This window comes from Brucella sp. MAB-22 (assembly GCF_025908475.1).
GTDB classification, from domain to species: Bacteria; Pseudomonadota; Alphaproteobacteria; order Rhizobiales; family Rhizobiaceae; genus Brucella; species Brucella anthropi.
In genome coordinates this window covers 584,083-603,731 of the sequence record NZ_CP109781.1, presented here as the reverse complement: position 1 = coordinate 603,731, position 19,649 = coordinate 584,083, and the positions used below count along the sequence as shown (strand labels likewise).

Below are 19,649 nucleotides of genomic sequence, written 5' to 3'. Positions count from 1 at the left end.
ACCGGAAAGATGCGATGCATTCAACCGGTGCCCTCACAGCCATGACGAAGCCAGTCGAAACAACTCCGAAGTTCTGGGACGTAGTCTTTTCACTGAAGACTTTCGCTGCAGCCATGCTTGCGCTGTGGATCGGCCTGATGGCCAATTTGCCCAATCCTTACTGGTCCATTGCGGCTGTCTATATTGTTGCGCATCCGCTCTCAGGTGCGACGACATCAAAGGGTTTTTACCGTCTGATCGGTACGATTATCGGCGGAGCAGTGACCATTCTGTTCGTGCCGCATCTGGTCAATTCCCCTGAAATACTGACGCTGGCGATCGGTCTTTGGATGGGCCTCTGCCTTGCGATCAGCCTGCTTGATGGTACGCCGCGCAGTTATTTGTTCATGCTGGCTGGCTATACGGTGGCTATCGCGAGTTTTGCCGTTGTTTCCGTGCCTGAAACGACTTTCGACTATGCCGTGGGTCGTGTGGAAGAGATCGCAATCGGGATTATTTGCGCTGCTGTCGTCAATCGACTTGTTTTTCCACGTCACAGCGGCCCGGTGCTCGTCAGTCGTATCGATAATTGGCTGCGTGACGGCTCAAAGCTGGCGCTGGCAAGCATGCGGGGTGAAGGTGCTACACCTGAATTTCTTCGGGATCGCCAGCGTCTTGCAGCCGATGCGCTCGAGCTGCGCAATCTGACGACGCATGTTGCCTATGACACTTCATCAATCAGAAATGTCGGAACGCAGCTTCACGTTTTGCAGCAGCGTATGGTGGCTGTTCTTCCGATCATATCAAGCTTGCACGATGTGCTGGCGATGAAGCCTGGTGAAAACGAAAAGTCCTGGCATCCAGCGGTGCAGAAACTGTTGGACGAGGCCTGTGACTGGATCGAGAGCGGCGAAAACCTGACAGAGGAACGCCGTGCTGTTTTCTTGCAGTTGATCGACGAAATCGACCGGCATGGGAAGGATGCGACAAGTTGGGGTGAATTGCTGCCGTTCAATGTGGCTGCGCGCGTTCGCGATCTGGTTCAGATATGGAGCGATTGCATCACATTGCGTCAGGACATTGTTTCCGGTTCCCGACATTCGCTGCGCTGGCGTCGCTACGACGCACACTTGAAAGCTCGCCCTATGCATCGGGACTACGGCATGGCCTTCCTGTCTGGCTTTTCCGCCTTTCTGGCAACTTGTGTAGCGACTGCATTCTGGATTGCGAGCGGCTGGTCTCAAGGCAGTGCTGCAGCCATGATGGCCGGTATTTTCTGCTGCATCTTCGCAACCATGGATGATCCGGTGCCGGTCATGCGCAAGTTCAACTGGCTGCTTTTGATTGTCATCGTTGCCGCCTTCATTTTTGAGTTTGCGTTGCTGCCACTTGTGGATGGGTTCTTCCCGCTGGTTCTGGTGCTGGGACTGTTCCTCATCCCGGCAGGCTTACTGCTTGCCATTCCTTCGCAATTTTTGCTCGGCATGGTGCTCTGCGTGAACTTGCCGAACATGCTCATGCTGCAGGGCCATCTGACCCACGATTTTGTCAGCTTTGCCAATGCCAATCTGGCCACCGTAGTGGGGATCGTAATCGCTGCCGTAGTGACTTCAATTGTCCGGTCTGTCGGTGCTGAATGGAGCGTACGCCGCCTGATCAAGGCGGGTTGGAACGATATTGCACTTGCTGCCGAACGGCGTCCTGGACGTTATCGTCGCCAGCGCATGAATCGCCTTTTGCTCCGGATGATCGACCGTATCGGCATGATGACCCCGCGTCTCGCGCTGGTCCCGGCGGCAGATGTCGCGAAGGTCGATCTGTTGCGCGATCTGCGAAACGGCATGAACACGATCGATCTCCAGCAATACCGCTCCAAACTGCCCGAAAACTGTCGGCCAGCTGTCGATGAAGTGCTGGATGGTGTTGGCGCGCATTACCGAGCCTTGGCCAACAAGCCACAGGAGGCAGGTGAAATCGACAGAAACCTGCTCACCTCCATTGATACGGCAATCACGACCATTATCGAGAGCGGATCGCCAGCAATAGCCAAACGTACGCGAATGGCGCTGGTCGCCCTTCGCTTCAATCTGTTTCCGAAAGCGCCACCTTTTGCCTTGCCGCCGCGTCCACTCATGGAACTCCCGCAAGCAGCCTAAGACAACGATGTGATTTGTGATGCAACCTGAACTCGATATCTACGGAATTTACATTCCGACCCTCGGCGTGCTGGCGCTTGGCGCTTATTTTGCAAATACGGTCATGCAACGCCTTTTGGCGCGGGCACGCCTTTATCGTTTCGTCTGGCATCGGCCTTTGTTCGATGCTGCGATGTATTTTTGTATTCTCGGTGTTGCCGCCGTCATTCTCAATGGAATACCTCTATGAAAAAGCTCTTTGCACATTCAGGCCGTGTCTTTGTAACCGTCGTCATGGTCACGATGGCAGGGCTCCTCGGTTGGCATTTGTGGGATTACTACATGAACGCGCCATGGACACGCGATGGCAAAATTCGTGCCGATGTCGTGCGCGTTGCGCCGGATGTCTCGGGCCTTGTTGGCGAAGTGCTCGTCCACGACAATGCGACTGTTCATCAGGGCGACGTTATCTTTCGCATCGATCAGGCCCGTTACAAGCTCGCCCTGCAAACAACGGAAGCAAAGGTTGATAGCAGCAAGGCGGCACTTGATATGGCAAACCGCGATCTGGTCCGCTATCGCCAGCTTAACGACACGACCGTGACACGCCAGAAACTGGAGCAGATTGAAACGACGGCCCAGCAAGCGGAAGCTTCCTATCGGCAGGCGCAACTGGATCGCGATCTTGCAGCACTCAATCTCGATAGATCGTCGGTAAAAGCGCCCGTCAACGGTGTGATTACCAACTTCTCGCTTCAGCCGGGTGATTACGTCTCCGCAGGCTCAGCGGTGACTGCCTTGGTGGATACGGACTCGTTCTACGTTTCTGGCTATTTTGAAGAGAACAAACTCGAGCGTATCCAGATTGGTGACCCGGTAGTGGTCGATATAATGGGCAGCAAAGTGCAACTCAAAGGAAAGGTTGAAGGCATCGCTGGAGGTATTGAAGATCGTGAGCGTAGCGATTCTTCCAGCTTGCTTGCGAATGTTTCGCCGACCTTCAACTGGGTGCGTCTGGCACAACGTGTGCCAGTGCGTGTGAAACTTGAAGAGGTGCCGGACAGTGTCCATCTCGTTGCTGGCCGAACGGTCAGCGTTTCGGTGGTGAACTGATTTAAAGGCCCGGCTGTCGTCCGGGCTTTTTCCATGTTAGCAAAGACAAAAGCGGTTGGGGATTTCTCATGGGTGTGCTGGTTGTCCAGAACTACGATGGGTCCGGATTGGGGCAGATCGAGCCAATTTTGTCGGATGCTGGGCATTCGATTGATCTGCGTCATCCCTACAACGGCGATTCACTACCCTCCGATGACAATGGCTATCAAGCCTTGATCGTTCTTGGTGGTGAGCAAAATGCGCTTGCCGACGATGAGTGTCCTTATTTCCCCCATTTACTCGAGCTTATACGCCAGTTCGGCGATCATGATAAGGCCGTTCTCGGCATTTGTCTGGGCAGCCAGCTCGTGGCTCGTGCTTATGGTGGGGAGAATATTCTGGATCGCCCGATGGAGTTCGGCTGGCAAGAAATTCGGCTTACCGAGGAGGGTAAAAGCGATCCGGTCTTGTCTGCCGCGGGTGACATCTTTCCAATCTTTCATTGGCATCGCGATACGTTTTCGCTTCCGAAGCAAGCTTTGCATATGGCGATAAGCGATATGACACCTCATCAGGCTTATCGCATTGGACGTGCAGTCTATGGCACGCAATTCCATTTCGAGGCGAACACGCAGCTTGTGGCCGAGTGGAATGACCAGCTAAGCGAACTGATCGCGGGTTTCGCGCCGGATTGGGCGTTACAATATCCAGAGCTTGCAAAGAAGTTCGGAGCACAGGCGGATGCCGCAGGTGCTGCATTAGCCAAGGCGTGGGTAAACCAAATCTAGAGGCCTCGTAACTGCGTCTTAACCTTAAGTCGAAGTATCGCGTTGCCGCTTTGCCACAGCGTTCAACCAATTCGGTTTTTCAAGAGAAAAGCGGTGGCTTGGCTGGAACCGTTCAGTTGCGGGTAACTTTTTTCGGGTGTAACTGAACGCCGTCTCCCCCGGGCAGCAACCGAATGAGCAAGGCTGATCGCCATGCTCTCAAGTGGCGGCTCGTCTACCGAACTTTATCCGGCCACCGTCGAAAGAGTTTCCGAATATGACCGCCAAGCATGCCGCTCTTCTCACCGTCCTGATGGTTTCCGCGATTGTATTCATGGCGGTCGGCATATTCACCGTCGATGCGGGCAACAACGCGATGTCTACTGACGGTTATGGCATTTCCAGCGCTCATTGAGCGCGTACTAGCTAGCTTCAATAAAACGCTTTTCAGAGCCGTCGATCACGATGGCTGATAGCTGCCCACTTCTCCATGCATATGTATCGAGATTGACCCTGTTGGGTTGAATATCGATAGCGCTTTGCGGTGTATGCCCGTGGATGATGACCTTTTCGAAGGGCTCAGTCCATTTGAGGAAAGCTGTGCGAATCCAGATCAATTCTTCCGGGTCTTGTGCATCCAGCGGCACGGCAGGGTTTATGCCTGCATGACAGAAGAAGAATTCGCCAAAAGCGACTGAGCGCGGCATGGCGCGAATGAAGTCGATATGGTTTTGGGGGACGGCCTCGACGAGCGCGGCATGACCTCGGTGCGCTGAATCTGCATCAGTAAAATCAATTTCTACACTGTAGGAGCGGGCGGTATCAATGCCACCGTGGAGTGCGAATATCCCGGCAACATCTCCCGTTGCTAGATAGGTAAGAAAACCGTCGTCGTGATTGCCCAACAGCGAAAGGACGCGCTTATCCCGACGTGACACATCAGTCAGAAAATCCAGCACTTCTTTCGAGCGCGGACCGCGATCGATATAATCACCAAGATGAATGATACGCCAGTCGTGAGCGGGGCGGTGGTCAAGGTCGGCGCGGATCAGCCCGTGCATATCCTGCAACAAGTCGAGGCGGCCATGTACGTCGCCGATGGCATAAAGGCGGATACCGTCGGGTCCTTTGGCATCCTTGAAAACTACGCCGTTCATTCGCTATCATTTTCCTTCATGTCCTTGCCTGATTTCGCACCCGCCCGCTGCCGATAGCGCAGACGCGAGACACGTTCGCGTTCTTCGTGAAGCTCGCGATCATGCGTGGCCTGTTCCACGAAACGAATGTGCTTTCGAACCGCTTCGCGTGCTGCTTGCGGATTACCGGCCATGACGGCATCGTAAATGGCGCGGTGCTGCGATAGAAACATGTCGGCGACACCGGGATAGCTGTAAATTAGGCTGCGATTGTAAAAAACGCCATCCTTCAGAAGTTGATAGCAAGACCGCAGGGTGTGCAGCAGAACGATGTTGTGTGCTGCTTCACCAATAGCATTGTGCAATTCCACATCGAGGCGTGCCTCCGTGTCGAAGTCGCTGACGCCATGAGCCTTTTCCATGGCCTCCATGATCTCGGTCAAAAGCGCTTTGTCAGCTGGTGTAGCTCGAAGTGCTGCATATTCTGCGGCAATGCTTTCGATTTCCCGGCGATATTCGAGATAGTCTGCGGTCGCCTTGCGATGATCGGCAAAAAGCTTGACCACAGGGGCGCTGAATACCTGTCCGATCACGTCTGCAACGAATGTTCCTCCACCATGACGAGAGATGAGGAGTTCGGCAGTCTCAAGCCTTTTTAGAGCATCGCGCAATATCGGGCGAGATATATCGAACTGGCGCGCCAGTTCACGCTCGCCGGGAAGCCGGTCGCCACCGCGCAGAACGCCTTCGAGAATGAGCGTTTCGATCTGATGCACAACGTCGTCTGCCGTGCGGCTTGCCTGTATGCGTGAAAAAATTGTTTCGGCCATGCCGTCTGAAGCCCTCTCCATAACGGCGGCAAATTAGCCTTTAGGTCGATGTCCGGCAACGGAATATATTGAAAAGGAAAGTCCGATCGATGATGCGACCGGGCTTTCGGAATACATGATCAAAAAATGATCAGGCTTTTTTGCGCTTGCGTGTAGCGGCGAGTACGAAAAGACCTGCGACAAAGCCGTACATAGCCCATTTAAACGGGAGAGCGTCAGCGGTTTCGCTGCGGATCGGAAGTACAGTCACAGTGCCGGGGCGGCTTTCTACGCCCGATTTGCCTTCGGCTTTAGCTTGTTCGATCTGTTGTGGAGAAACGACCCATTCGGCGCCACGTGATTTGTCATAGAACATGAAACCACAGCCGACGATAACGGCGACGATGATTGCTAGAATAAAACGTAAAGGTGTGTTCATCATTTTTCCCAGAAAATCAGGACAACGGGAGAAAATCATCCGATTCGCTTGAATAACGGATTGCGGGATATTTAAGCCTTTTAGAATCAAAAGCTTAGTTGGCTTTATATGCTGGCGCACTAATATAGCGCGCGACTTATTAACCGACAAATGAAAGCCAGTCTATTTCTTTGCTACTTCGTGCGGAGATGCGCCGCTTTCCCAGTAAGGAACAGGGCCATAAAGATCTGCCAGATAGTCGATGAACAGCCTGACCTTTGCCGGGAGGAACTGTTTCGACGGATAGACGGCATGAATTGCAACGTTGCGAGACGCGGCATAGTCGGGCAGGACTTGCACCAACTTGCCTGCTGCAAGTTCCGGGCCGATATCCCAGGTCGAGCGTTGTGCTATGCCGAGGCCTGCCAGGACTGCCTCGCGTACCATTTCGCTGGAATTGGTTTGCAGTGGCCCCACTGGGCGAATGACGATGGGGCCTTTGGGGCCTTCCAGTCGCCAGGGGTCGTTGTTGTGCGGTGCCAGACAGATATGGTCCTGCAAGTCCTCAATCGTCTGTGGTGTACCGCGTTCCGCGATATAGCCGGGTGAAGCGACGAGAATACGACGCACGGGTGCGAGACGGCGTGCGACGAGGGTTGAATCGGAAAGTTCGGCGATCCGAATGGCAAGATCGTATCCATCGCCCACAATGTCGACCATCTCGTCGGTGAGCTGCATATTGACGGTAAGGTCTGCGTTGGCGCGCATGAACGGCACGAGATAGGGCGCAATGTGCATGCGACCGAAAGTCGTAGGGGCTGAAATTTTCAATGTACCGCGCGCATCGGCAGAACGGCGGGCAACAAAGGCTTCAGCTTCTTCGATGTTGGAGAGAATGGCCAGAACCCGCTCATGATAACCCTGACCGGCCTCAGTCAACGCGATCTGGCGTGTCGTTCGTTGAAGCAGTCGGGTTCCGAGTCGCTCTTCCAGTCGTCCCAGACGTTTTGAGACGACCGCTGGCGAGAGGCCCAGATCGCGAGCGGCTGCTGACATGCTGCCCGTTGCCACGACGCGGGCAAAGATTTCCATATCCGCCAGACTGCTCATCATGTTCTGCTATCTCACTCATTGCCGTGCTTTGCTAAAGCTTTGGGTTTAAAGCATCTAGCCGAGCGCTAGGAAACTAGGCAAGCAATTATGCCGCAGTGTGAAAACTGTTTAGCCGCTGACTAAAGTGGTAAAAATGATTTACCACTTGACGAGAATGGTGCGGAGTGCACTTTGACCACATAAGTGGTGGAGGAGAATATGAGCGGACTCATCATGCCGGAACCGGACGCATCCGTCATGCAGCGGCGCGAGCAGATCGTTGCAGACTTGCGCGACATCGTGCCGGGCGAAGGCGTTGTGGATGCTATCAATGCAATGCGCGTGTTTGAGAGCGATGGCCTGACCGCGCACCGTTCGTTGCCGTTGGTCGTTGTGCTGCCAGAAACAGTTGATCAGGTTTCGCAGGTTCTGCGCTATTGTCACGATAACAACGTTCGTGTCGTGCCACGGGGAGCGGGTACATCACTGTCCGGCGGTTCCATGCCGCTGCAGGATGCGGTTTTGCTTGGCATGTCGCGCTTCAATCGCATTCTTGAAATCGATTATCCGAACCGCGTCGCTGTGGTGCAGCCAGGCGTGACCAATCTCGGCATTACCAAGGCTGTTGAACACGAGGGGTTTTATTATGCGCCTGATCCCTCGTCACAGATTGCCTGTTCCATCGGTGGCAACGTCGCGGAAAATGCGGGTGGTGTGCATTGCCTTAAATACGGTCTGACCGCCAATAATGTGCTCGGCATCGAAATGGTGCTTATCACCGGAGAAGTTATCCGGCTTGGCGGTAAGCATCTCGACAGCGAGGGTTATGATCTTCTCGGTCTGATGACCGGCTCAGAAGGACTGCTCGGTGTCGTGACAGAGATTACGGTCCGTATCCTGCAGAAACCGGAAACGGCGCGTGCAGTCATGGTCGGCTTTCCCTCCAGCGAGCAAGCCGGTCAGTGTGTCGCTGACATCATCGGCGCAGGCATTATACCAGGCGGCATGGAGATGATGGACAGGCCAGCCATCAAGGCCGCCGAAGATTTCGTGCGGGTCGGTTATCCGCTCGATGTTGAAGCGCTGCTGATCGTCGAACTTGATGGGCCGCCCGTCGAAGTGGACTATCTGATAGGTCGGGTCGAAGCACTGGCTCTGACAAACGGTTCCACAACCTGCATTCTGTCGCAGTCGGAAGAACAGCGTCTGGCTTTCTGGGCCGGGCGCAAGGCGGCTTTTCCGGCGGTGGGGCGCATTTCGCCGGACTATCTGTGTATGGATGGCACCATTCCGCGCAAAGAGCTGCCGCGTGTTCTGTCCGGGATGCGCGAACTTTCCGAGAAATACGGATTGCGGGTGGCCAATGTGTTCCACGCGGGCGACGGCAACCTGCATCCGCTTATCCTCTATGATGCGAATATTCCTGGCGAACTGGAAGCCGCGGAAGATTTTGGCGCGGACATTTTGCGCCTTTGCGTGAAAGTCGGTGGTGTTCTCACTGGCGAACATGGAGTAGGCATCGAAAAGCGCGATCTGATGCCGGAAATGTTCAACGAGATCGATCTTGACCAGCAGATGCGCGTCAAATGCGCTTTCGATGCCAAGCATCTGCTCAATCCCGGCAAGGTTTTTCCGCAATTGCGCCGCTGCGCCGAGCTTGGTCGTATGCATGTGCATCGTGGCGAGCTGGCCTTCCCGGATATTCCCCGATTCTGAGTTGTGGTTTGATCATGAGCGATGCAAATATTCTAAAGCCGCAAGATGAGGCTGGTGTTCTGGATGCCGTGCAGGATGCACTGGCCAGTTCCACGCCGCTGGAAATTATCGGCCATGGCTCCAAGCGTGGCATCGGACGCAGGGTTGATGCCGGTCGCGTGCTCGACGTGTCGCGGCTTACGGGCGTGACCTTGTATGAGCCGGACGAACTGGTGCTTTCGGCAAAAGCCGGAACGCCGATGGCCGAGATCGAAAGGCTTTTGGCCGACAACAATCAGTGCTTTCATTTCGAGCCTATGGATTACGGTCCGTTGCTTTCGGGTGAGAGCGGTCGCGGTACGATCGGCGGAGTGCTTGCCGCCAATCTGTCCGGTCCGCGCCGTCTCAAGGCAGGTGCTGCCCGCGATCATGTGCTTGGGGTACGCGTCGTGTCCGGGCGTGGCGAATTGTTCAAATCTGGTGGTCGCGTGGTCAAGAACGTGACGGGCTATGATTTGTCCAAAGGCATGGCTAATTCCTGGGGCACACTGGGCGTTGCCACCGAGGTGACGTTCAAGGTTCTGCCGAAGCCGGAAACGGCGGCAACGCTTGCCGTGCGCGGTCTGACCGACGAACAGGCGGCGCGCGTCATGGCAATGGCTATGGGATCGCGAGAGGAAGTCGCTTCCGCTGCGCATCTGCCACCGACCGTTGCCAATCGCTTCCTTGACGGTAAGCTCGGCTGGGATGCGGCAACCGTGCTGCGGCTCGAAGGCTTTGCACCTTCAGTCGAGCACCGTAGTCGGCAATTGCAGGCGCTGCTGGGCCAATCGGGTGAAGTCGAGATGCTTGATGGGCAGCAGTCGCATCGGCTCTGGCGTGAAGTGCGCGACGTCCTGCCTTATGCCAATGCAGGAGACAATCGCGCCGTCTGGCGCGTTTCGATGACGCCGATGCAAGGCTGGCGTATGGTGGACGAGTTCCGGCGTTATGCAGGTGTCGATGCCTATTACGACTGGCAGGGTGGGCTGATCTGGATGCGGATGGAAGCGGACCCGGAAGCGCAAACTTTGCGCAAGCTGATTACCAAATATGGCGGTGGCCATGCGACGCTCGTGCGCGCATCGGAACATATTCGCGCAAGCAATGCAGTGTTCGAGCCGCAACCGGCAGCACTTGCAGCGCTTTCTCAGCGGTTGAAGCAGCAATTCGATCCAGAAAATATCCTCAATCCGGGGCGTATGCATCCCCGTCAGGCCGGAGCTTGAAGCCATGCAGACCCATTTCAGCCCCGATCAACTGCGCGATCCCGGCGTCAGTGAAGCCGAAAAAATCTTGCGCAAATGCGTGCATTGCGGCTTCTGTACCGCAACATGCCCGACCTATGTGACGCTCGGCAACGAACTCGACAGCCCGCGTGGCCGCATCTATCTCATCAAGGATATGCTGGAAAACGGCCGCCCGGCGGATGAGGAAATCGTGCGCCATGTTGACCGCTGCCTGTCCTGCCTTTCCTGCATGACGACATGTCCTTCCGGGGTCAACTATATGCATTTGGTCGATCATGCGCGGGCGCATATCGAAAAGACCTATAAGCGCCCATTTATGAACCGCTTCCTGCGTGGGGTTTTGGCGCAGGTGCTGCCCTATCCGGGCCGTTTCCGCGCTGCGCTAAAACTGGCAAAACTTGGAAAGCCGTTTGCGCCGCTCCTGCGCAAAAGCCAATCCCTGCGACCGATGGCGGCCATGCTCGACCTAGCGCCGCAAAGTCTGCCAGCGGCTGCCAATATCGAAACAGTTAGTGCTGCCAAAGGTGAGAAGCGTGGTCGCGTGGCGATCCTCAATGGCTGCGCCCAACCTGTGCTCAATCCCGGCATCAACGCTGCAACCTTGCGTCTTCTGAATCGCTTTGGCATTGAAGTCATCACACCGAAAGGCGAAGGTTGCTGCGGTTCGCTGGTCCATCATATGGGCCGCGAGGAGCAGGCGCTTGAACAGGCGCGGCACAATGTCGATGTCTGGACGCGTGAGATCGAAGCGGGCGGTCTCGATGCGATCATCGTCACGGCGTCCGGCTGCGGCACGACGATCAAGGATTATGGTTACATGCTGCGGCTTGATCCGGCCTATCAGGACAAGGCTGCGCGCGTGTCGGCGCTGGCAAAGGACATCACCGAATATCTCACCGGCATCGATCTGCCGGAACCCGATGCGCCGCAGGCGCTGACAGTCGCCTATCACTCGGCCTGCTCGATGCAGCACGGGCAGAAAATTGTGCGGCAGCCGAAAGACCTGCTGTCAAAAGCGGGCTTCACGGTGAAGGAACCGCTGGAAGGGCATCTGTGCTGCGGATCGGCTGGCACCTATAACATCATGCAGCCGGAGATTGCCGCCAAGCTGCGTGACCGCAAGGTAAAGAACATTGAGGCGACAGGCGCCGATCTGATCGCTACCGGCAATATCGGCTGCATGACCCAGATCGCCACTGGCAGCCAGCTACCCATCGTGCACACGGTGGAACTGATCGACTGGGCCTATGGTGGGCCGAAGCCTCAGGGATTGTCACAAATAGCTGCATAAAAAAACCGGGCAATTGCCCGGTTTTGTCTTCGATGTCTGCTCAGCCAGCCGAAAAGGTACTCGGATTCGGGCCGATCCGGCCGTCTGCCTTGTCCAGTTTCGTAATCGCATCGTGATCGGTTCCGTTGAGACGGAAATCGAAAATATCGAAATTTTCTTTGATACGGGCGGGCGTAACGGACTTGGGAATGACGATATTGCCCGTTTCGATGTGCCAGCGCAGGATGATTTGTGCGACCGACTTGCCATGCTTTTCCGCGATGGCCTTCAGCGTGGCATCCTCCAGAATTTTACCCTGACCAAGTGGGCTCCACGCTTCCGTCGCGATGTCGTGTTTGCTGTGGAACAGACGCAACTCGTCCTGCTGGAACTGTGGGTGCAGCTCAATCTGATTGAGAACCGGCGTTACGCCGCTTTCCGTGATGATGCGTTCGAGATCGGCTGTACGGAAGTTGGATACACCAATGGATTTGGCTCGACCCTCTTCTCTCAATTTGAGAAAAGCGCGCCATGTTTCCATGAAAAGATCTTTCGATGGCATCGGCCAGTGGATGAGATAGAGATCCACATAATCCGTGCCAAGCTTTTTCAAGCTGGCTTCGAATGCTTTCAGCGTCGATTCATAGCCTTGTTCACCGTTCCACAGTTTCGTGGTGAGGTAAATGTCGCCGCGCTCGATTCCGGAACTCTTGATCGCCTTGCCGACGCCTTCTTCATTGCCGTAAATGGCAGCAGTGTCGATGTGACGATATCCTGCTTTCAACGCTTCGCTGACAGCGGCCACTGCTTCGTCATTACCTACTTGCCAGACACCGTAACCGAGCTGCGGAATGTGATTGCCGTCGTTCAGTTTAACCGTCGGTACGGTCATGATTTATCCTTTCCCTCCGAAGCATTCAGCGCAAAGGTGGATCCTTTGATGCGCATGAATGCTATTGACCTGCATGCCGGTTCTTTCTCCAGCACGAACTGCCATCTGGCAGCCATTTTCATATCTCTTTGGACTTTGCCACTGTCAGCATATGGGTGTTCGGGGGAAAAAAAAAAGCCCTTTCAATCATGTTTCCAAGTCTGCAATCATTCTTTCTGTGCAGAAATTTTGATCTTTTCAGATTTATGAAAACAATACGACCGCCTCCGAGAGAAGGCGGTCGTAAATGGCATAAAAAAGATGGTTCGATTAGCGGACAACCACCTTCGCGCCAACCGGGACACGTTCATAAAGATCGGTGACGTCTTCATTGCGCATGCGAATGCAGCCGGACGACATTGCCTTGCCGATAGTCCAAGGCTGGTTAGTCCCGTGGATACGATAGAGTGTTGAACCGAGATAAAGCGCGCGCGCGCCAAGCGGGTTATTTATCCCCCCTTCCATACGCGCCGGGAGGATACGCCCCTTCTTGCGCTCGCGGGCGATCATTTCCTTCGGCGGTGTCCAGGTTGGCCATTCAGCCTTGCGGCTGATGCGCTGCGAACCCTTCCAGCTGAAACCTTGTTTCCCGACGCCGACGCCATATCGCATCGCTTTACCGCCGGATTGAACGAGATAAAGGAAGCGCTTGCCTGTATCGATGACGATTGTGCCCGGTTTTTCGTTGCCGGAATAGGAAACCGTCTGCGGCAGGTAAGCGGGATCGATCTGGTGCTTTCGTACTGTGGTTGCCGGATTCGCAGCCGGGCGTTGATACGAAACCTGACGATAGCTGGATTTGGCTTTCTGCTTCTGTCTGGCGGCAACACGTGGCGCTGGCTGCAAAGATTGCGGTACGGCCTTTATGCGGGCAGGCTGTCCATGCAATTGAGCTACCCATGGCGCGGAAAGATCAGGACTCACACGTACCGGCGGCAGCGTTGCATAGCGGTCGTTGGCAAAGGCCATGCCCGTGCTGACGATGGAAACGGCAATCGCCGCAAGCGACCCGATTAAAAGAAGATGCCGTGGTTTCATAATCCCGATCCGTATCTTTGCGCCTGAAAATCTTTGTGACGCAGTTGCCCGTTGCAGCTCCTGACATCTGCTGTCAGGAGAGCGACCCTCATGCTCGTGTGGGGATTGTGTGCCGGAATGGAATCGTAAAGGTAAATTTTGGTCGCGTGTTTTGCCTGACGGCCCTTCCAATTAAAGTTGTGGTTAGTGTCAGGTTGCGCGACATAATTAATTATGGATGAAACTTGAGAGGCGGAACAATGAGCGATGTCGCTGAGGCAAAAACCGGTCTGATCGTCGGCGCCGATGGAATGACGCGTTGCTTCTGGCCGGGTGAGTTACCCGATTATCTTGCTTATCATGACAAGGAATGGGGTGTTCCTGTCTCTGACGATTTCCGGCTTTTCGAAAAAATCTGCCTTGAGGGTTTCCAGTCAGGCCTGTCGTGGCTCACGATTTTGCGAAAACGCGATAATTTTCGGGCAGCTTTCGATGGCTTCGACTTTCATCGTGTTGCGCAGTACAATCAAGAAGATGTGGCGCGCTTGCTGGCCGATAAGGGTATCGTGCGCCATCGCGGCAAGATCGAATCTACGATCAACAACGCCAAGCGCGCAATTGAGCTGGTTGCCGAAAAGGGTTCACTTGCGGCCTATTTCTGGTCATTCGAACCGGGCGTAAAAGATCGCCCTACCGTGGTGGACTATCCAACTCTTGTTGCCAATCCGAAGACTGAAACATCAATTCGCATCTCCAAAGATTTGAAGAAGCGCGGCTGGTCATTCGTTGGTCCAACGACTGTCTATGCTTTCATGCAAGCAATGGGGCTGGTGAACGACCATATTGAAGGTTGCCACTGTCGGACACACATTGAAAAATTGCGACAGAGTTTCAAACGACCCAGCTAGAGCAACGATTGCTAAGCCGCATCATTTCTGCGAGAAACATCCATCTTTGAGTATGGGAGACGATCATGGATTTGGTGTCGTTGTTGGCATTTGCCGGTATTCTGGTTGTGGCGGCGGGTACGCCGGGGCCGAATGTCGGTGCGCTGGTGGCACGCGTCATCAGCCGCGGCCACAAGGGTGTCTTTCCATTCATGTTCGGTCTGTGGCTTGGTGATGCTATCTGGCTTTCACTCGCAGTCTGGGGACTGGCCGCGCTGGCCAACACATTTCACACTGCGTTTCTCATCCTCAAATATGTCGGCGTAGCCTATCTGATCTATCTTTCGTGGAAGATGTGGATCGCACCGGTAGATGAAGTTGCGGATGAAAATGCCATTCCGCGTCAGGGTGAGGCTGGGAAGCTCTTCCTTAGCGCGCTGGCGATAACACTTGGTAATCCGAAGATCATGGTGTTCTACCTCGCCATTCTGCCGACGGTGGTTGATATCACCCATGTTTCGCTGGTTGGTTGGGCTGAATTGCTGGTGGTTATGTTTGCTGTTCTCGCTGCAGTTGATACGGCGTGGGTGGTGCTTGCCGCGCAGGCAAGACGGTTTCTGCGCAGTCCTCGCATGATGCGGATCGCTAACAGAACCAGTGCTGGCATGATGGCGGGTGCAGCCGTCGCCATTGCGACACGCTGAACACGCTTCCTGCACTTGCCGCAACGGACTTGATCGGTTAGGAAACCGGCAACAGAATTGATGCCGGTTCCAATCGGCATGTGTGTATAAATCAGCGATCAGGCAGGAAAAATGGCCGATAAAGCGGACAAGATGAAGGCGCGGTTGCCGCGCGGGTTTGTCGATCGGGTGCCGGATGATTTGCGCGCCGCTGAAAAGATGATGGCGACAATCCGTGAAGTTTACGACCTTTATGGCTTCGAGCCGGTGGAAACTCCGCTCGTGGAATATACGGATGCGCTCGGCAAGTTTCTACCGGATCAGGACCGCCCGAACGAAGGCGTGTTCTCGTTTCAGGACGACGATGAACAATGGCTGTCGCTGCGCTACGATCTGACTGCGCCGCTGGCACGTTACGTCGCTGAAAACTACGAGTCACTGCCAAAACCGTATCGCAGCTATCGCAATGGTTGGGTATTCCGCAATGAGAAGCCGGGACCGGGTCGTTTCCGCCAGTTCATGCAGTTCGACGCTGACACGGTCGGTGCGCCGAATGTCTCGGCCGATGCCGAAATGTGCATGATGATGGCCGACACGATGGAGCGCTTAGGCATCAGTCGTGGCGATTATGCGATCCGCGTCAATAACCGCAAGGTTCTTGACGGTGTGCTGGATGCTATTGGTCTCGAAGGCGAAGGCAATGCTGTCAAGCGCCTCAATGTACTGCGTGCCATCGACAAGCTCGACAAGTTTGGACCTGAAGGCGTTCGCCTTCTGCTCGGCAAGGGCCGTCTTGATGAAAGCGGCGATTTCACCAAGGGCGCTGAACTTACTGATGATGCAATCGAGAAAGTTCTGGCTTTCACTGCGGCGGGCGGGGCGACCGGCGTCGAAACGATCGCCAATCTCCGTGCAGTTGTGGCTGGCAACGCCAAGGGTGAAGAAGGTGTAACCGAACTTGCCGACATGCAGGTGTTGTTCTCGGCGGCTGGCTACGATGGTCGTGTGAAGATTGACCCGTCCGTTGTGCGTGGTCTTGAATATTATACCGGTCCGGTTTTCGAAGCGGAACTGCAATTCGACGTTACCAATGAAGACGGTCAGAAGGTCGTGTTTGGTTCCGTGGGCGGTGGTGGCCGGTATGATGGTCTCGTGTCACGCTTCCGCGGCGAGCCAGTACCGGCGACGGGCATTTCCATTGGTGTTTCGCGCTTGATGACGGCTTTGAAGAACCTCGGCAAACTTGATGTTTCCGATGTTATCGGCCCGGTAGTGGTTCTGGTTATGGACAGAGATACAGAAAGCCTTGGCCGCTATCAGAAGATGGTCTCCGACCTGCGTCAGGCCGGCATTCGCGCTGAAATGTATGTCGGCGGGTCCGGCATGAAGGCGCAGATGAAATATGCTGATCGTCGTGAAGCGCCTTGCGTCATCATTCAGGGCTCGCAGGAGCGTGAGGCCGGTGAGGTGCAGATCAAGGATCTGGTCGAAGGCAAGCGCCTTTCTGCGGAGATTGAGGACAATGTAACCTGGCGCGAAAGCCGCCCGGCTCAGATCACGGCCAAGGAAAATGGCCTCATCGATGCCGTCCGTGAAATCCTTGTCAGCCAGGCGCGAGATCGCGCAGAACAGTCGAAGTGACGGAAGCCATGGCTGGATCGAGCTCGTCTGGTGTTTTCAATTCTCTTCGTGCGACGCTTGATGCGCGCGAAGCCGAACTTGTCGAAATTCCGCTGATTCAGCCAGCTGATCCATTTCTGGACATGGCGGGCGAGGATTTACGCCGTCGTATTTTTCTCACTGAGAACGAGAACGGCGATAGTTTGTGCTTGCGGCCGGAATTTACCATTCCCGTCTGCCGCAACCACATCGCCCTGAATGCTGCCACGCCGAAGCGCTATGCCTATCTGGGCGAGGTGTTCCGTCAGCATCGTGACGGTGCGGCTGAATTCCTTCAGGCCGGTATCGAAGACTTGGGTGCTTCCGACGAAGCCGCATCGGATGCGCGCTCGATTGCTGATGCGCTTTCCTGTGTTCGTGTGGCGGCTCCTGAAGCAGAGCTTGGGATTGTTCTGGGGGACCAGTCGGTTTTTGCGGGTATGCTGAAGGCGCTGGGCCTGCCACAAGGTTGGCGTAAGAAGCTTCTGCGCTCTTTCGGCGATGCGAATTCCATGGAACAGGTACTTGCTGAACTGACCGGCGCACAACGGCGTGATCCGTTACCGGAAACGCTTGCCGGGCTGGTGGCAGAGGGTGATGAATCCGGACTTGCACGCATGCTGGAAGCGGAAATGCTCGAAGCTGGCATTTCGCCCAGTGCAGGACGTTCGCCGGCCGAGATTGCACGCCGGTTGATCGAGAAGGAAGATCTTGCGGCTACGCGCTTTCCTGCATCCGCGCTTGATCTTCTGAAACAGTTTCTTGAAACGCGCGTCTCGCTTGATTCCGCAGCCGTTACCTTGCGGGCATTTGCTTCGGAACACGCCCTTGATCTTGCTGCAGTCTTGCAAAAGTTTGAGGCGCGCAGTGAAGCTATTGCGAATGCGGGCATCGCCACAAAAGATATTATCTACGATGCCTCCTTCGGGCGTCCGCTCGATTACTATACCGGTCTCGTTTATGAAATCCGGGTTCCGGGTGTTGAAAAGGAAGGCGTTCTCGCTGGCGGCGGTCGCTATGACCGGCTTCTGACCATGCTTGGCGCTTCGGAAAACATTCCCGGCGTCGGCTTTTCCATCTGGCTCGACCGACTGCAAATGCTGGCGGGAGAGAAAAAATGAGTGTGACTCTGGCATTGCCGTCCAAAGGGCGCTTGAAGGAACAGACGCTAGCAGTGCTAGACAAGGCAGGTTACAAAGTGATCCTGCCGGATGACTCGCGTAATTACCGGGCTCGTGTTGAGGGCGAAACTGATCTCGACATTCTGTTCCTTTCGGCTTCCGAAATCGCCCGTGAACTGGGATACGGCAGTGTTGATCTGGGCGTTACAGGCGAAGATCTTGTTCGCGAAACATTGGCGCATTCGGAAGAACGCGTGGCCATCGAAGCGGAACTGGGGTTCGGTCATGCTGACGTTGTGGTGGCAGTTCCGGAAGTCTGGCGTGATGTGACCAGCATGGCTGACTTGGACGATGTGGCGGCAGATTTCCGCCAGCGTCATGGTCGCCGTCTGCGCATCGCCACCAAATACTGGCGACTGACACAGCAATTCTTTTCGCAGAAGCATGGCATTCAGGTTTACCGCATCGTTGAAAGCTTGGGGGCTACTGAAGGCGCTCCGGCTGCAGGTTCTGCAGACATGATCGTCGATATTACATCGACGGGTTCAACACTGCGGGCCAACCGCCTAAAGGTTCTGGAAGACGGCGTTATTCTGCGCTCGCAGGCTTGCCTTGTTTCAGCGCGCAGGGCTCGCGAGAATGCACGCGTTACAGAAGTAGCGACCCGTATTCGTAAAGGACTGGGCGGGTAGATAACTTCAAGTTTGTCTTTTATGTTGCGAGTTGCCATTTCACAATTGGAACTCGGAACAGTTCAGATGAATAGTGTGCGGAAATTGATTGGACGTTGTACCTGCGAAGCAGTCCGTTTCACAGTGACGGATGAATTCGAATATGCCCTGAACTGCCATTGCTCATTATGTCGTCGTGCCACTGGCAGTGCATTCAAGGCTTTCGGTGGAATAAAAACCCACGCACTCGAAGAGACGAATAGTAAATCGTCGCTCATGCTTGTCGGCAACGAGATCGATCACGATGTGCGATGCGCTTCTTGTGCTTCTTTTCTATATTCCATCGTTCGCGGGGGCGAGTATGTTCACGTCAATTATGGCGTGTTGGCTGAGGAGCCAAAGCTGAAGCCGTCTGCTCATATTTTCGTCGGCTCGAAAGCTCCATGGTATGACATTTTGGATGACTTACCTCAATTCGAGGAGAATCCTCCTTTTTAACCATTGGCAGCAAGACGCTGGAAATTAAAAACCGCGCCATCTGAATAGCGCGGTTTCTTTATGTTGTGTTGGTGATGTCTGATCAGCCGCGCTTGGCGTCAATCGAAAGCGAACCTGCACCATGCAGGGCGAGGATGAAGAGGCCACCCGCAATTGCGAGGTTTTTCTGCGCCATCATGGCGTTCATGCCTTGCGAGAAGTCCATATGGGCAACAAGCGTCGCGCCGATGGTGAACAGACCGACAATGGCTGCCGCGATGCGGGTCTGAAAGCCGACGAGAATTGCGAGACCGCCGACAAATTCCACCAGACCGACAATGACAGCCGTAACGGTTGGAACCGGAAGGCCGAGACCAGCGAAGTAACCTGCAGTGCCCGAGATGGCGGTAAGCTTGCCGTAGCCGGCAAGAATGAAGAGGATCGAAAGAAAGATGCGGGCGATGAGCGTTACAGCGCCATTGGACTGTGGAGTGATAGAGGACATGCGGGGCTATCTCCTG

General features: G+C 55.0%; 21 protein-coding genes. 14 read left to right on the top strand and 7 right to left on the bottom strand.

Translation table 11 applies throughout. The features are described from left to right. The first annotated feature begins 41 nt into the window (after window positions 1–41). The 5 genes from OHI65_RS02780 (at window position 42) to OHI65_RS02760 (ending at window position 4,388) form a co-directional block, all read left to right on the top strand. Complete coding sequence (locus OHI65_RS02780; protein WP_011982726.1) at window positions 42–2,135, top strand: FUSC family protein; 2,094 nt, start codon at window positions 42–44, stop codon at window positions 2,133–2,135. Window positions 2,136–2,154: 19 nt separating this feature from the next. Beyond that, window positions 2,155–2,364: a DUF1656 domain-containing protein gene (locus OHI65_RS02775; RefSeq protein ID WP_010660967.1), complete on the top strand. Its 210-nt coding sequence runs from the start codon at window positions 2,155–2,157 to the stop codon at window positions 2,362–2,364. After that, the gene (locus tag OHI65_RS02770) at window positions 2,361–3,227 is read left to right on the top strand and encodes an HlyD family secretion protein (RefSeq protein ID WP_011982727.1); all 867 of its coding nucleotides are present in this window, start codon (window positions 2,361–2,363) and stop codon (window positions 3,225–3,227) included. The genes OHI65_RS02775 and OHI65_RS02770 overlap by 4 nt, the downstream gene beginning before the upstream one ends. A 68-nt stretch (window positions 3,228–3,295) precedes the next feature. After that, a complete protein-coding gene (locus tag OHI65_RS02765; protein WP_125300739.1) occupies window positions 3,296–3,994 on the top strand; it encodes a type 1 glutamine amidotransferase in 699 nt (232 codons plus the stop codon). A 256-nt stretch (window positions 3,995–4,250) separates the two neighbouring features. Beyond that, entirely contained in the window at window positions 4,251–4,388 is a 138-nt protein-coding gene (locus OHI65_RS02760; protein WP_010660970.1) for a hypothetical protein, read from the top strand. A gap of 7 nt (window positions 4,389–4,395) precedes the next feature. Here the strand turns inward: OHI65_RS02760 and OHI65_RS02755 are convergent, their stop codons facing one another. The 4 genes from OHI65_RS02755 to OHI65_RS02740 form a co-directional block, all read right to left on the bottom strand. Beyond that, window positions 4,396–5,130, bottom strand: coding sequence for a metallophosphoesterase (locus tag OHI65_RS02755; RefSeq protein ID WP_011982729.1), 735 nt, complete (start codon window positions 5,128–5,130; stop codon window positions 4,396–4,398). After that, window positions 5,127–5,939 (bottom strand): FCD domain-containing protein, encoded by an 813-nt coding sequence (locus tag OHI65_RS02750; protein WP_011982730.1) that lies wholly within the window; start codon window positions 5,937–5,939, stop codon window positions 5,127–5,129. Before OHI65_RS02750 ends, OHI65_RS02755 begins: the two co-directional genes overlap by 4 nt. Before the next feature lie 130 nt (window positions 5,940–6,069). Then, the gene (locus OHI65_RS02745) at window positions 6,070–6,357 is read right to left on the bottom strand and encodes a hypothetical protein (protein ID WP_125300858.1); all 288 of its coding nucleotides are present in this window, start codon (window positions 6,355–6,357) and stop codon (window positions 6,070–6,072) included. Between the two features lie 162 nt (window positions 6,358–6,519). After that, the gene (locus OHI65_RS02740) at window positions 6,520–7,449 is read right to left on the bottom strand and encodes a LysR family transcriptional regulator (protein ID WP_010660974.1); all 930 of its coding nucleotides are present in this window, start codon (window positions 7,447–7,449) and stop codon (window positions 6,520–6,522) included. A 198-nt stretch (window positions 7,450–7,647) separates the two neighbouring features. On the opposite strand from OHI65_RS02740, the gene OHI65_RS02735 reads away from it, so the two are divergent. Genes OHI65_RS02735 through glcF form a run of 3 tightly spaced genes read left to right on the top strand, consistent with a single transcriptional unit; the run spans window position 7,648 to window position 11,703 of the window. Continuing rightward, window positions 7,648–9,144 carry an FAD-linked oxidase C-terminal domain-containing protein gene (locus OHI65_RS02735; RefSeq protein WP_011982731.1) on the top strand — a complete coding sequence of 499 codons (1,497 nt, stop codon included), beginning with the start codon at window positions 7,648–7,650 and terminating at the stop codon, window positions 9,142–9,144. A 14-nt stretch (window positions 9,145–9,158) separates the two neighbouring features. Next, window positions 9,159–10,391, top strand: coding sequence for a glycolate oxidase subunit GlcE (glcE, locus tag OHI65_RS02730; RefSeq protein WP_125300738.1), 1,233 nt, complete (start codon window positions 9,159–9,161; stop codon window positions 10,389–10,391). A gap of 4 nt (window positions 10,392–10,395) precedes the next feature. Further along, window positions 10,396–11,703 carry a glycolate oxidase subunit GlcF gene (gene glcF / locus OHI65_RS02725; protein ID WP_125300737.1) on the top strand — a complete coding sequence of 436 codons (1,308 nt, stop codon included), beginning with the start codon at window positions 10,396–10,398 and terminating at the stop codon, window positions 11,701–11,703. A gap of 40 nt (window positions 11,704–11,743) precedes the next feature. On the opposite strand, the gene OHI65_RS02720 is transcribed toward glcF, so the two are convergent. Both OHI65_RS02720 and OHI65_RS02715 read right to left on the bottom strand, forming a co-directional pair. Next, on the bottom strand, window positions 11,744–12,574 hold the full coding sequence (locus OHI65_RS02720; protein ID WP_011982734.1) for an aldo/keto reductase: 831 nt from the start codon (window positions 12,572–12,574) through the stop codon (window positions 11,744–11,746). A 309-nt stretch (window positions 12,575–12,883) separates the two neighbouring features. After that, window positions 12,884–13,651 carry a L,D-transpeptidase gene (locus OHI65_RS02715; RefSeq protein WP_011982735.1) on the bottom strand — a complete coding sequence of 256 codons (768 nt, stop codon included), beginning with the start codon at window positions 13,649–13,651 and terminating at the stop codon, window positions 12,884–12,886. A gap of 239 nt (window positions 13,652–13,890) precedes the next feature. Here OHI65_RS02715 and OHI65_RS02710 point away from each other — a divergent pair, with 239 nt between their 5' ends. The 6 genes from OHI65_RS02710 to OHI65_RS02685 all read left to right on the top strand — a co-directional run bounded on the left by OHI65_RS02710 (window position 13,891) and on the right by OHI65_RS02685 (window position 19,149). Continuing rightward, a complete protein-coding gene (locus tag OHI65_RS02710) occupies window positions 13,891–14,538 on the top strand; it encodes a DNA-3-methyladenine glycosylase I (RefSeq protein ID WP_125300736.1) in 648 nt (215 codons plus the stop codon). A 65-nt stretch (window positions 14,539–14,603) separates the two neighbouring features. Then, on the top strand, window positions 14,604–15,221 hold the full coding sequence (locus OHI65_RS02705) for a LysE family translocator (RefSeq protein ID WP_011982737.1): 618 nt from the start codon (window positions 14,604–14,606) through the stop codon (window positions 15,219–15,221). A 111-nt stretch (window positions 15,222–15,332) separates the two neighbouring features. Continuing rightward, window positions 15,333–16,841: a histidine--tRNA ligase gene (gene hisS / locus OHI65_RS02700; RefSeq protein WP_125300734.1), complete on the top strand. Its 1,509-nt coding sequence runs from the start codon at window positions 15,333–15,335 to the stop codon at window positions 16,839–16,841. An 8-nt stretch (window positions 16,842–16,849) separates the two neighbouring features. Next, window positions 16,850–17,980 (top strand): ATP phosphoribosyltransferase regulatory subunit, encoded by a 1,131-nt coding sequence (locus OHI65_RS02695; protein ID WP_125300733.1) that lies wholly within the window; start codon window positions 16,850–16,852, stop codon window positions 17,978–17,980. Next, entirely contained in the window at window positions 17,977–18,672 is a 696-nt protein-coding gene (hisG, locus tag OHI65_RS02690) for an ATP phosphoribosyltransferase (RefSeq protein ID WP_011982740.1), read from the top strand. The genes OHI65_RS02695 and hisG overlap by 4 nt, the downstream gene beginning before the upstream one ends. A gap of 123 nt (window positions 18,673–18,795) precedes the next feature. Further along, window positions 18,796–19,149 (top strand): GFA family protein, encoded by a 354-nt coding sequence (locus OHI65_RS02685; protein ID WP_231771518.1) that lies wholly within the window; start codon window positions 18,796–18,798, stop codon window positions 19,147–19,149. 82 nt (window positions 19,150–19,231) lie between these two features. Here OHI65_RS02685 and OHI65_RS02680 read toward each other — a convergent pair whose 3' ends face one another. Next, on the bottom strand, window positions 19,232–19,633 hold the full coding sequence (locus OHI65_RS02680) for a DoxX family protein (protein WP_010660986.1): 402 nt from the start codon (window positions 19,631–19,633) through the stop codon (window positions 19,232–19,234). Window positions 19,634–19,649 lie beyond the last annotated feature (16 nt).

Bases quoted from the DNA above. Each gene is read 5' to 3' on its own strand.
- OHI65_RS02780 (WP_011982726.1), top strand. From the start codon at position 42: ATGACGAAGCCAGTCGAAACAACTCCGAAGTTCTGGGACGTAGTCTTT.
- OHI65_RS02775 (WP_010660967.1), top strand. From the start codon at position 2,155: ATGCAACCTGAACTCGATATCTACGGAATTTACATTCCGACCCTCGGC.
- OHI65_RS02770 (WP_011982727.1), top strand. From the start codon at position 2,361: ATGAAAAAGCTCTTTGCACATTCAGGCCGTGTCTTTGTAACCGTCGTC.
- OHI65_RS02765 (WP_125300739.1), top strand. From the start codon at position 3,296: ATGGGTGTGCTGGTTGTCCAGAACTACGATGGGTCCGGATTGGGGCAG.
- OHI65_RS02760 (WP_010660970.1), top strand. From the start codon at position 4,251: ATGACCGCCAAGCATGCCGCTCTTCTCACCGTCCTGATGGTTTCCGCG.
- OHI65_RS02755 (WP_011982729.1), bottom strand. From the start codon at position 5,130: ATGAACGGCGTAGTTTTCAAGGATGCCAAAGGACCCGACGGTATCCGC.
- OHI65_RS02750 (WP_011982730.1), bottom strand. From the start codon at position 5,939: ATGGCCGAAACAATTTTTTCACGCATACAGGCAAGCCGCACGGCAGAC.
- OHI65_RS02745 (WP_125300858.1), bottom strand. From the start codon at position 6,357: ATGAACACACCTTTACGTTTTATTCTAGCAATCATCGTCGCCGTTATC.
- OHI65_RS02740 (WP_010660974.1), bottom strand. From the start codon at position 7,449: ATGATGAGCAGTCTGGCGGATATGGAAATCTTTGCCCGCGTCGTGGCA.
- OHI65_RS02735 (WP_011982731.1), top strand. From the start codon at position 7,648: ATGAGCGGACTCATCATGCCGGAACCGGACGCATCCGTCATGCAGCGG.
- glcE (WP_125300738.1), top strand. From the start codon at position 9,159: ATGAGCGATGCAAATATTCTAAAGCCGCAAGATGAGGCTGGTGTTCTG.
- glcF (WP_125300737.1), top strand. From the start codon at position 10,396: ATGCAGACCCATTTCAGCCCCGATCAACTGCGCGATCCCGGCGTCAGT.
- OHI65_RS02720 (WP_011982734.1), bottom strand. From the start codon at position 12,574: ATGACCGTACCGACGGTTAAACTGAACGACGGCAATCACATTCCGCAG.
- OHI65_RS02715 (WP_011982735.1), bottom strand. From the start codon at position 13,651: ATGAAACCACGGCATCTTCTTTTAATCGGGTCGCTTGCGGCGATTGCC.
- OHI65_RS02710 (WP_125300736.1), top strand. From the start codon at position 13,891: ATGAGCGATGTCGCTGAGGCAAAAACCGGTCTGATCGTCGGCGCCGAT.
- OHI65_RS02705 (WP_011982737.1), top strand. From the start codon at position 14,604: ATGGATTTGGTGTCGTTGTTGGCATTTGCCGGTATTCTGGTTGTGGCG.
- hisS (WP_125300734.1), top strand. From the start codon at position 15,333: ATGGCCGATAAAGCGGACAAGATGAAGGCGCGGTTGCCGCGCGGGTTT.
- OHI65_RS02695 (WP_125300733.1), top strand. From the start codon at position 16,850: ATGGCTGGATCGAGCTCGTCTGGTGTTTTCAATTCTCTTCGTGCGACG.
- hisG (WP_011982740.1), top strand. From the start codon at position 17,977: ATGAGTGTGACTCTGGCATTGCCGTCCAAAGGGCGCTTGAAGGAACAG.
- OHI65_RS02680 (WP_010660986.1), bottom strand. From the start codon at position 19,633: ATGTCCTCTATCACTCCACAGTCCAATGGCGCTGTAACGCTCATCGCC.